Here is a 10,680-nt window from a genome sequence, read left to right on the forward strand (position 1 = left end):
ATAGGACTAGTATTTGATTTCTGAAAAAACTCAATACAACTAGGAAGCCTTCTTTTCTCTTGCCTATTGCCTATTGCCTCTTGCCTATTGCCTATTGCCTCTTGCCTATTGCCTATTGCCTATTGCCTATTGCCTCTTGCCTACCTACGCAAATCATTTCAAAAATCAAATCGGATTCCTATATCTTCGGTTTAAGTGGATTTTGTTATTTTCCAAAGAATACCGTTTACCTGCTGTAACTTTGAGTTATAAATTTTCTCAATTCCAGCTTTTAAGAAGTCAGAAGCATTAAACAAGAATATGTCAGTAAAACCATTAGTAATTTCTGGTAACTGATTTTTCTCTACAATTTGAAGTCGCACTTTTGGATCAACTAAGTGACCAAGAACTTGTATTGATGGAATTATGCTAGCATCACTAATTAAAAGCGGTTTATTACCTTGATTAACAATGTTAGCAATTTGAAGAATTTCTTGGTTTTTTTCCGGTAACTTGTTCCACCAAATTTGGGCTTGAGAACTGATTGTACAAGACATTATTCCGCCCATAATTACCATGAATGCTACAAATGACCAGAGCTTTTTTGTCCAGAATTTTGTAGAAATAGATGTGAGTTTAGTGCTAAATAAGTAAGCAACAGCTAACTGTATACCTAAAACCGAGGGAAGTGTATATCGACTAGTAGCGTATCTCTTTTGAAAAACGAAATCTGCTATCAGTAATGGAAGCCCTACAGATCCAATCAAGGTTAAGACAAATAACCAAACTTCCTTAGAGGTTCTTCGGCAGAGAAAATAAATTGAGTAGAGCATTAAAGCTAAAATAATTCCAATAAAAGGAATTAAGAGAAGCTTAATTTTTCCGGGATCGCTAGGGCTAATACCTAAATCAAGAAATGTCCGACTAAAGATACCAGCCCACCTTGTAGCTGACGCAAATATTGTTTGTTTAGCACTTGCCCAACTTACTGCTTCTGGTTGAGGATTCGTAATAATAATCCAAATCCAAGGTACAAAACTGATAAACCCTGCAAGCGATGAAATCAGGTAATAAATCGATGTTTTACTCAATCGGAAGCGTTCGATTGTAATTACATAAATTCCCTGTGCAAAAGCAACCAAGGTAAAAAATAGATGGGTATAAAATCCTATTGATAATGTTGCTGCATAAATGCACCAACTAACTTTTGTTTTAAGGCGCATGGCTCGCAGCAAGGCTACGCCCGACATTAAGATAGTTACTATCCATAAACTGTATGCTCGTACTTCTTGTGCATACACAACATGAATCGGTGAAACGGCTACCAAAGCCATCGCTATCCACCCTACTAGTGAAGACTCAAATAATTCTAGGCATAGCCAATAAATAAAAGGAAAGGTGAGCAGACTAAGAAATACCGAAAAACTTCTCGCCACCGCTACAGAATTGCCAAACCATTCCAACCAAAATCGGGTGATCACAATGTATAGCGGCAAAATCTGTGAGTCTTCTAACATTACCCCTTTGATTGTATCAACTACGTTTTTTTCAGAATTGGGATACTGGTATTTATGCAAATCTTCTATGGTGAGCAAACGACCATTACTTAACTGCTCATTCATTTCTGACTGCATATAGCCGGATATGCGTAATGATGAGAAGACTTCATCGCCCCAATAAAGTTTTTTGTCAATATTGACAAACCGAAAAAATACACCTATTACTAATAGAATGATGATTAAATAACGTAACCAAGATTTAGAACCAGTCCAATTTTGTAACAATGGATTTTTCATACAGTTTTCAATCTCCTCAAAGCTTTAATCAACGGTGGTAAAGTTTTATGCTCGCCAGAATCGTTTATTAGGAGGTATTTGACTTCTATTTCTCCTCTCGAAGAGATTGCAATCCGCTACAACTGTTTGATCTAAGCTGAATTTGAATATTTACTTTTAATTTGACACATAATATTCATTTATTAAAGTAATACTAAAAGTTAAAAATATTTTCGCCGTTTTTCTAACTATAAATATTTAGCTTAATATCTATTATCTAGCAACTAAATATCTAGTTGTTCGCTCCCAGCTTAACACTTAATTAGGAGCAATCTCGATAAATATTTGAGCCAAAAGTAACCTACAATATGAGTTTCAAAGATATTGAAGCTTTTGACAACAATATCCCATATTAAATACAATCGGTGATTTTTTATCGTAAACAATATAGTATAAATTGAGCTAAATGTAAAATACTTATGTTAAAAACAAAAGTATTTTGTCAAGTTTATATTAAAATGCTATGAATACAACTGGTTTATCGAGTAGACTCAGCTAGCGATCGCAGCTACCTAACCAATAAAAAAATTGGCGTTGCTGATTCCATGTATGAAAATGATTTTGCATAATCCCAAAAGCCTTGTAGATACGTAGCACTGCTACGTATCTACATCGAGCAACGCCAAAAAATTCCTGTTGAATGGAAAGTATACAAGGCATAATGTGTCCTTAGTTCAGAGCAAGTATTTTAAGTATGAGGCTCCCCCCCCTCAGTTACTGTACTCTTTTGCTGAGAGCAACCTCACTCAGCACTACTGAGACGGTCAGGGTAAGCCTGTTCGACACCATTTTGTCACCTTCTCTACTTATTACCATCTTCCAGTAATAGAATTAAGAACGAAGCCTTGTAAAGCCTTCAACTATCAAAAGATAGAAGCTCTAGTAGCAGATTTTACCCAATGACAGTAAATGGAAAATCTGTATCACAAATAAGCTTGTAGCATATAAAACGCTTGTAAGATTTTTATGACTTCCCGTATTCGCTTTTTGATGTGCCCTCCTGACCACTACGATGTGGACTATGTGATTAATCCTTGGATGGAAGGGAATATTCACAAGTCATCGCGCGATCGCGCCGTGGAACAGTGGCAAGGACTACACCAGATCCTTAAACAACACGCCATTGTAGACTTAGTACCACCTGAAAAAGGTTGGCCAGATTTGGTTTTTACCGCCAACGCTGGCTTGGTACTGGGGACTAATGTCGTCCTCAGTCGCTTTTTGCACAAAGAACGTCAGGGAGAGGAGCCTTTCTTCAAACAATGGTTTGAGGCAAATGGTTATACAGTCAATGAACTCCCCAAAGATTTACCCTTTGAGGGAGCAGGAGACGCACTGCTAGATCGAGAAGGACGCTGGTTATGGGCGGGATACGGTTTCCGCTCGGAATTAGATTCTCACCCTTATCTCGCTAAATGGCTAGATATTGAGGTGCTATCCCTGCGGCTCATAGACGAACGTTTTTATCATCTGGATACCTGCTTTTGCCCTCTAGCAAATGGCTATTTGCTATATTATCCAGGCGCTTTTGATTCTTACTCCAACCGCTTAATTGAAATGCGAGTCGCACCCGAAAAGCGTATCGCAATTGCCGAAGCCGATGCAGTCAACTTCGCTTGTAATGCGGTGAATGTGGATAGTATCGTCATCATGAACAAGGCAAGTGATGGTTTAAAAACCCGCCTTGCAGATGTAGGTTTTCAAGTGCTGGAAACGCAGCTTACCGAATTTCTTAAAGCTGGAGGCGCGGCTAAATGCTTAACTTTGCGGGTAACGGAACCAGTTCGGGATGAAATTCATGCCAATGTCTCGGTAGAAAGCCGCGTCATTCGCATGGAAGGACATTTACTCGATGCAGGTTTAATTAACCGCGCCTTGGATTTGATTATAGATGCCGGGGGAAGCTTTCAAGTTTTGAATTTCGACTTGGGAGAACAACGGCAAAGTACCTCAGCCGCCGAGGTGAGGGTATCAGCACCATCCCATGAGGTGATGGAAGAAATCATCTCAATGTTGATTGATTTGGGTGCTGTAGATTTACCCCATGATGAGCGAGACGCTAAATTGGAGCCGGTAATCCAAGATGGCGTTGCGCCTGATGATTTCTACGTCAGTACAATTTATCCCACCGAAGTCCGAATTAATGGTGAGTGGGTGAAAGTGGAAAATCAGCGGATGGACGGCGCGATCGCAATTACCCAAACTGTCAATGGTTTAGTCGCTCGGTGTAAAATCTTACGCGATTTAAAAGTTGGCGAACAGGTAATTGTAGATGTGCTAGGTATCCGCACCATTCGCAAAACTGAATCACGCGAACTACGCAGCACTCAAGAATTCAGCTTTATGTCGGCGGGAGTTTCCAGCGAACGGCGCGTGGAATTGGTCGTTGAGCAAGTAGCTTGGGAATTGCGGAAAATCCGCGATGCTGGTGGTAAGGTAGTTGTCACGGCTGGGCCTGTGGTGATTCACACTGGTGGCGGCGAACACTTAGCGCAACTGGTTCGGGAAGGATACGTACAGGCGCTCTTGGGTGGTAATGCGATCGCAGTTCACGACATCGAGCAAAATATCATGGGCACTTCCTTGGGTGTGGACATGAAGCGGGGTGTCGCTGTCCGTGGTGGACACCGCCATCACCTGAAGGTAATTAATACTATCCGCCGTTATGGCAGTATTCCCAAAGCTGTAGAAGCGGGGGCAATTAAAAGTGGCGTAATGTATGAGTGTGTCCACAATAATGTGCCTTTTGTCCTTGCGGGATCAATTCGGGATGACGGGCCTTTGCCTGATACCCAAATGGATTTGATTCAGGCACAGGAGGAATATGCCAAACACTTAGAAGGTGCGGAGATGATTTTGATGCTGTCATCGATGCTGCACTCCATTGGCGTGGGGAATATGACTCCGGCTGGTGTGAAAATGGTGTGTGTAGATATTAATCCAGCTGTGGTGACTAAATTAAGCGATCGCGGTTCTGTAGAATCGGTGGGTGTGGTGACAGATGTGGGATTATTCCTCAGTTTGCTGATTCAGCAGTTGGATAAGTTAACCAGCCCGTATGTTGATAAGGTAGGTTAAGAAGACAAACCGCTCCAGGCGCAGAGGAGACAGAGAAAGGGAGATGACAAGAGTAGCTTTCAGTGAAGAATTGCAGGTTAATTGGGTCAGTTTGATTGCTGATTTCTTGTTGGTAGGGATGGTTTTTGGCCCGCCAGTGGCTCCCTTTCTGGCTGCGTCTGGGGTGTCTTTGCTTCCTAGTATTGCGGACATCATTTATTTCATGGGTAATCATGTTTGTCCGCAACCAACTATGGGGTTAGATTTAGCACCACCGTTTATTATGGCGGTGTGTATGCGCTGCTATGGCACTGTAACGGGTTTGCTGATTACTCGTCTGCTGTATGGAGTAACTGGTGGTAAAGGATTTTACTGGTTAAATCAGTATGGCTGGAGTGGTGTGGCGATCGCTAGTGTGCTGATGATGGCTTATCCTTTGGAATTGGCAGCACAAGTTTTCGGTTTATGGAGTTTTAATAATTACTTGGTTACGCCTTTTGGGTTGATTACAGGTTTGGCGTGGGGATTGTTTACTATGCCGATATTGCACGGGTGGCGTGGTACTAAAACTAGCTTGACCCAATTGTAGATTTGATCGCACAACTTGTAGAGTGGATTAATTTTTGCAGGTCGATGCAATCGCATTGTGAGTCAAAACAGGTTCTTGTCAGCTTTTGGTGATGAAAAGTTACGGGCTTTAAGGCAGAAGGCAGAAGGCAGAAGGTTTTAAAACGTTTTGTTATTTGAGCGTGGGATTTGTTTGTGACAAGACGGGCGGGCGCTTACTGCTCTTGAGCGGACAACGCCTTGCGGTAAACGATTTTGTCAGCGCCCGCTTGATAAAAGTCGCGTATCCGTGCTTCCTCTTCATAACCGCACTTGCGGTAGAACGCTCGTGTGCGCTCGAAGTCCGGCGTCCCCGATGTTTCCACTAGTAGCACACGCCCGCCGCGTACCATCAATGTTTGCTCAACGTAGCGTAGCAAGGTCGCACCACGTCCTTGTCCTTGGCGATCGGGTCGGATAGCAATCAACTGTAGATTCCACGTCTCATCAGTCATCCGTTCCATCTCACAGTAAGCAACCCCCACCGCCCCGTTGTCGTCGTCTGTAATCCAAAAGCGTTCGGCTTTGCCGTCTGGTAGAGAATCGCTGTTGCTGCTACTACCGAAGTAATCGGACAGCATTTCGCCAAGCTCCTCAAGTTGGTTTGGTTGGAACAGTCCGGTTGCATCGGCTAAGGCAATCAGCGCGGTTGTGTCATCGGGTATGGTTGGTCGAATCATCGGGAACTCCGTGTGTGGGTAAAATTAGGTTAGCCTCTAAAGGAAATATCACAACAGTTGTTATGTCGCTTTAAAACATAACAACTGTTGTGATAAAATGTCAAGATACTTGTTTTATGTTGCTGTAAACCGAGGAGAGCTATGAGTTATGACGAGCGCCGTATTGAAGTCACTAAAGCGGCATGGCGGGTGATTGTCCGTGAAGGATTGGATCGTGCCAGTATGCGAGCGATCGCGCAAGAACTTGGCTCTTCGACTGGGGTTGTTACCCATTACTTTCGAGATAAAGAAGAACTCATCCTATTTGCCTTGGAACAGGTGTTTGAAAACGTCCTAGAAAGCATGAGAATCTGTGCCGAGGGACGACAAGGAATTGACAGACTAACACAGATGATTTTTGTGGCTCTACCTCTGGAGGACATTGACAAAGCTGATTGGAAGGTTTGGGTGGCATTTTTGGGCTATTCTATCGGGCGCGATCGCCTTGTTCAGGAGCATCGAAAACGCTATGACTTTTTACGGCAAATTATTTGTCAAGAGTTAGCTGACTTACAAAAAGCCTTGCTGATTCGAGCCGATCTTGATTTGACCCTCGAAGCCAATGCACTCATCGCCCTAGTGGATGGCATTGGCACTAGTGTTGTTATTTGTCCTGAGCAGTTCTCCACAGATCAACAAAAATATCTCGTGCAGCGACATATCAATGCAATACTTGCATCATCTTGAACACTGATGGTCTTATTTAGCAAAGTCCAAGTCTATCCCTCTCCGGCTCGGAGAGGGACGGTTTTACGTAGTAAAACCAGGGAGAGGTCTTTTGATTCAGCTAGTTAAGCGAACACCATATAATCGTTAGCGTCTTATACTGCCTGTACCTACCTCCAACTTCTGTGATCCTTCAACGATTTGGTAGAGTTTATCTTCAAATTTTTGCATACATGCCGACCAATCAAATTCGAGTATAGAGGGGCGAGCGTGACGAGTCATATCTGCTTTCAAATCAGGATTTTCTAGAATCGTAATTACCCTTTGGGCGAAGTCTATGGGGTTATTAGGTTGGGCAAGAAAGCCGTTACGGCCAGGAAATACCTGTTCTGAGGTTGACGGTGCAAAAACAGCAACCAGAGGAGTTCCAGAGGCTAGCGCTTCGTTATTTGTCGTGCAGAAGTTCTCGGTGACGGAGGGATTGACAAAAACATCTGCTCTAGCAAACCAACCTAAAAGTTCCGTACCGTGGGACTCGCCCCATACAGTAATACCCGATCCAAATTGTTGGGCACGCTGACGGATCTCTTCATCTAATGGGCCACTACCAACAATCACCAGATGGACATCAGGGATTTTGGCAGCAATGAGTGGAAATATATCAAGCAGTTGGTTAACATTCTTTTCGGGTGTGATGCGTCCGACAAACAAAATAGTCGGCCGATTATCATCAGGAATTGGGTTGTAACAAATGTTTCGCGGATGGAATTTTTCGCAATCGATACCTTGATAGGCGACGTATTCAGCGCGTTGGCATTTCAGTTCTTCGTATTTAGTCAGTTGTTCTTTAGAAGAGAAGTAATTGAAGTCATAAGACTCACTAAATTGCTTGACTAAAACGGGAACGATGGGACGAACCAAATTGAAGAACCGATCTCCAAAGTAATATTTGATATATGCAACGATATCTGTATGGAAGAGTGATATTGTTGGCGTGCCTGTTCGTCTTGCGTATTGGGTGCCGATCGGGCGACCATAACCTTGCAAGAAAAATGAGTATAAACCTCTCATTTGGGCTGCTTCTTCAACCACGATAATATCGGGTTTGAATTTCTCCAGCAACTTGGTATCGCTCCAATGCCGATAGTTCAACGGTTGAGGAAGAGACTTGTAGAATAGCAGAGGTTCTGTAGGGAATGCGTAAGCAGAGAAATTGGGGAAAGATTGAATTTCCTCTAAACCTGGCATGGGGCGATCGCCTACATTTTTGGGGTAGCGATCGTTTATTTGTGGATGAATTAAAAAAACCTCATGTCCCTGCTCTAGCAGCCAACGAACTCGTTGATGAACTGCCACAGAAACTCCAGTTAAGAAAGGAGCGTACAACCCTGTAAATAATGCAATGCGAAGTTTTTGCTTAGTCATAATAAAGGGGAATATTTCACAAAAATGCTGGTTTTGAATTTAGGATTTACGCAGCAAATGTTTCATGAACATCCTGATTATTTGGCTCAGGAATTCCCACCAATAAAGTTAGACTAAGGATTTACGCATTGTCAAATAGCCGAAATTGTCGATTATGAAGAGGATGTTTCTAACGCTTCTCGTTTACTCTGACCTTACTTTTATTCCTCTCTCATACAAGGCTACGGTGTACACACAAGTTTGAAATAGCTGATTAACTAAAGTTTTACCCCACCCTAACCCTCCCCTTATAAAGGGGAGGGAACTAGATTTCTTTTTTCCCCCAATATATCGGGGGGATTAAGGGAGGTAATTCGACTTGTGTGTACACCTTAAGCCTACAAGGAGAGAGACTTTGAGGCTTACTCCCCTTCCCTCTCCTCGTAGGGAAGAAGGGGTAGAGGTTAGGTCTGTATTAGACTCAACTGCAAACCACTATATAAACGTGGATTGAAACTATCAAAACATCCAAAATACTAAGTCAAAATTCCCCTTAATATATTTGTCTAAACCCTTGCCATTAATGCAAATACATTTTAGTAATCAACAAAAAAGCGTGTATTCTGACAAGGGTTATAGCTAATATAGTTTACTAAATATAAGATAATATAATTTGAAGACTAGGGAATGTTTAGTGTAATAACTTTCATGCCCTAGTTAATCGTAATTCGTAATTCGTAATTCGTAATTGAATACGGGTTGATACCCCCGTTTATATAAAACATAATTACGTTAGCATAGTGGTAGCGAGTTCACGTACTCCTGCAAAGGAGCAACCTACGCGTAGCGTCTCGTAGCGAGCTTGTTTACGAAGTACGAATTTTTCATATTTTAGCGATTTAATTCAAAGAGAAGCCTTGCTATCAATAGGCTGATCTAACCATTGATAAGGGCGATATTCTACTAGACGGACATTCCAGGGGCCTTGAACCCGATAGGAGACACCGCGCCAGCTGACTGTTGATGTCCACAGGGATGATAACATCGCTAACCCATAAACCCACTGTGTTAAGGGAATCGCAATCAACATTTTAATTATTGTAGGAACTGATAATTTTGCGATTGCCTCGTCATTAGAGCGAATCACTCGCTGTATCTCTAATTCCAACACGAGCATTATTAAGAGTAATCCGACAGTATAGACGCTATAGCAGCCTAACAAGAGAGCCGCAGCTTCCCATTTTGCCTGTAACAACGACTCTAGAACTAAGATGATGACTGTAGTAGGAAACAAAATGCTAGAAACAGCTTCACTAACTAAAGCTAACCAACGTGGGTGATATAGTCGAGAACAAAGAATGAGGCGCTTGAGATAATCTATTAAGTTGAATAAATCAGTCTCTTCACGATTTACAATCAGTAGCGAAGGCACAAACTTTACCTGCAAGCCCTGTTTTTTGAGGATGTCGTGCATCATAAAATCTTCGCTTAAAGCTTGCCCCCACTTATCTAGCAGTTCTGTTTGGCGAAGCACTTCTGTTTTCATAGCCAAAGTCCCACCCCAAGGGATTTGGAAGAGAAACATTTGCACGACTGTGGCTACATTGCCGGCGTAGCGCACTAAAGATCCCCAATACTTACCTGTAGGGACATACCAACGATAACCTGTTGTCGCCCCTACTTTGGCATCGCTTAAAGGGCTAACTAACTCTCGCAGCCAATTCACATGAACGATAGTATCAGCATCTACTAAGGCAACCACCTTGTAGGAATCATCTAACTCACGGACAGCTTGGATTAAAGAACTGCATTTGAGACTACAATTGTTGCGTACTATTCTCAAAGGGCTGATTTGAACGTTGGTCGCTTCTTGCTCTGTGATAGTTTCACTGGCAATTTTCCAAGCGGGATCTTCGTGACTATCAACGATCAATTTTAAATCATACTGTGGATAGTTTTGGTTCAGGAGCGATCGCAAACATCTAGGCAAAAACGGATCGGCTCCGCGTAGGCAAAGAATGACTGCTGTTTTAGGTAACTGCTCATCCGGTAATAATTTTTTTTTAGATGAGCGCAGATACCATATAAAGACAAGCGTTAAACACACCTGAATAACTAGCCAACCCGTCAAAGACTTAGATAGAAATATCGCCAAATCTTCCATTAATTTTTTAGTCTCCGACAAAATGAGGGATTGGGGAGTGGGGAGTGGGGAATGGGGAATGGGGAATGGGGAATAGGGGATGGGGAATGGGGAATGGGGAATGGGGAATAGGGAATGGGGAATGGGGAATGGGGAATGGGGAATGGGGCATGGAGCATGGGGGAATGGCACTAAGAAAAGCCCAAAGGCTTGTGATCGCCTTGTTCCCAGCCTCCAGGCTGGGAATGTATTCAAAAGAGGCTCTGCCTCT

The 10,680-nt window shown here is 42.6% G+C and carries 8 protein-coding genes; 3 read left to right on the forward strand and 5 right to left on the reverse strand.

What is annotated here, in order from left to right; genetic code table 11:
- Nucleotides 1-191 precede the first annotated feature (191 nt).
- Together VB740_RS14775 and VB740_RS14780 are read right to left on the reverse strand one after the other, a co-directional pair.
- Nucleotides 192-1,775 carry a glycosyltransferase family 39 protein gene (locus tag VB740_RS14775; RefSeq protein WP_323200741.1) on the reverse strand — a complete coding sequence of 528 codons (1,584 nt, stop codon included), beginning with the start codon at nucleotides 1,773-1,775 and terminating at the stop codon, nucleotides 192-194.
- A gap of 534 nt (nucleotides 1,776-2,309) precedes the next feature.
- Nucleotides 2,310-2,474: a hypothetical protein gene (locus VB740_RS14780; protein WP_323200742.1), complete on the reverse strand. Its 165-nt coding sequence runs from the start codon at nucleotides 2,472-2,474 to the stop codon at nucleotides 2,310-2,312.
- A gap of 306 nt (nucleotides 2,475-2,780) precedes the next feature.
- Here VB740_RS14780 and VB740_RS14785 point away from each other — a divergent pair, with 306 nt between their 5' ends.
- Together VB740_RS14785 and VB740_RS14790 are read left to right on the forward strand one after the other, a co-directional pair.
- Nucleotides 2,781-4,892 (forward strand): TIGR00300 family protein, encoded by a 2,112-nt coding sequence (locus VB740_RS14785; RefSeq protein ID WP_323200743.1) that lies wholly within the window; start codon nucleotides 2,781-2,783, stop codon nucleotides 4,890-4,892.
- Between the two features lie 43 nt (nucleotides 4,893-4,935).
- Nucleotides 4,936-5,460 carry a DUF2085 domain-containing protein gene (locus tag VB740_RS14790; protein WP_323200744.1) on the forward strand — a complete coding sequence of 175 codons (525 nt, stop codon included), beginning with the start codon at nucleotides 4,936-4,938 and terminating at the stop codon, nucleotides 5,458-5,460.
- A gap of 193 nt (nucleotides 5,461-5,653) precedes the next feature.
- Here the strand turns inward: VB740_RS14790 and VB740_RS14795 are convergent, their stop codons facing one another.
- The gene (locus VB740_RS14795; RefSeq protein ID WP_323200745.1) at nucleotides 5,654-6,157 is read right to left on the reverse strand and encodes a GNAT family N-acetyltransferase; all 504 of its coding nucleotides are present in this window, start codon (nucleotides 6,155-6,157) and stop codon (nucleotides 5,654-5,656) included.
- A 141-nt stretch (nucleotides 6,158-6,298) separates the two neighbouring features.
- Here VB740_RS14795 and VB740_RS14800 point away from each other — a divergent pair, with 141 nt between their 5' ends.
- Nucleotides 6,299-6,883, forward strand: a complete 585-nt coding sequence (locus VB740_RS14800; protein ID WP_323200746.1) for a TetR/AcrR family transcriptional regulator — start codon at nucleotides 6,299-6,301, stop codon at nucleotides 6,881-6,883.
- Between the two features lie 126 nt (nucleotides 6,884-7,009).
- Here the strand turns inward: VB740_RS14800 and VB740_RS14805 are convergent, their stop codons facing one another.
- Both VB740_RS14805 and VB740_RS14810 read right to left on the reverse strand, forming a co-directional pair.
- Nucleotides 7,010-8,287, reverse strand: a complete 1,278-nt coding sequence (locus VB740_RS14805) for a glycosyltransferase (RefSeq protein ID WP_323200747.1) — start codon at nucleotides 8,285-8,287, stop codon at nucleotides 7,010-7,012.
- 883 nt (nucleotides 8,288-9,170) lie between these two features.
- Nucleotides 9,171-10,430: a glycosyltransferase family 2 protein gene (locus VB740_RS14810; RefSeq protein ID WP_323200748.1), complete on the reverse strand. Its 1,260-nt coding sequence runs from the start codon at nucleotides 10,428-10,430 to the stop codon at nucleotides 9,171-9,173.
- Nucleotides 10,431-10,680 lie beyond the last annotated feature (250 nt).

This window comes from Nostoc sp. UHCC 0251, assembly GCF_034932245.1.
In the GTDB taxonomy this organism is placed as follows: Bacteria; Cyanobacteriota; Cyanobacteriia; order Cyanobacteriales; family Nostocaceae; genus Nostoc.